The organism is Ligilactobacillus acidipiscis DSM 15836 (assembly GCF_001435755.1).
GTDB lineage: Bacteria > Bacillota > Bacilli > Lactobacillales > Lactobacillaceae > Ligilactobacillus > Ligilactobacillus acidipiscis.
In genome coordinates this window covers 1-691 of record NZ_AZFI01000334.1, presented here as the reverse complement: position 1 = coordinate 691, position 691 = coordinate 1, and the positions used below count along the sequence as shown (strand labels likewise).

The following is a 691-nucleotide window of genomic DNA, read 5'->3' as shown; positions in this document are numbered from 1 at the left end:
GCAAGCGGGAAGAAGCGAGTATATCGGGCTTTAATAGTATAGTGCGTTTTTTGCACTGTACTGTGAAAGTGAGATAGACGGAACTTCTTGCTTGCAGAGCCTGACTACAAAAACAGAGCAGAAAAATTCGACTACAAAGGAGTGGAAAAGTTGAAAAGATTAGTACAGTATTTATGCACAGCAGTAGTAATGTTGATTTTAGTGGTAGGCTGTTCCAGTACGTCTTCTCAAAACAAAAACTCATCTTCTCACAGTCATTCATCTGAAAAAATGGAGATGCATAAGCATTCAAATTCGAAAAAAGTAAGTGGTTTAAAGAAGGCTAAACATCCAAAATATGCAATCGGGACTAAAGTTAAATTAAGTGCTGATCATATGGAAGGTATGAAGGGCGCCGCTGCCACGATCGTAAACGCTTATGATTCAAAATTGTATGCAGTAAATTATAAGTCAACGACGGACAAGAAAGTTGTTAAAGATCATAAGTGGGTCACAAACGATGAAATCGAAGGTAACCGCAAAGAGTACAAAAAAGGTGACAAGGTGACCTTAAGTGCTGACCACATGCCTGGAATGAAAAACAGTTCGGCAACGATCGTTGAGATCAGGCGCGGTCCGGCTTATATAGTGAACTATCAACCAACGAACGGGGATAAAAAGGGGTTCTATAATATTTGGTACTGATAGAAAA

At 39.4% G+C, this 691-nt stretch carries 1 protein-coding gene; it reads left to right on the top strand.

From position 1 onward, the window contains the following. The first annotated feature begins 150 nt into the window (after positions 1–150). On the top strand, positions 151–684 hold the full coding sequence (locus tag FC65_RS10990) for a YdhK family protein (RefSeq protein ID WP_056972791.1): 534 nt from the start codon (positions 151–153) through the stop codon (positions 682–684). The last annotated feature ends 7 nt before the right edge of the window (positions 685–691 follow it).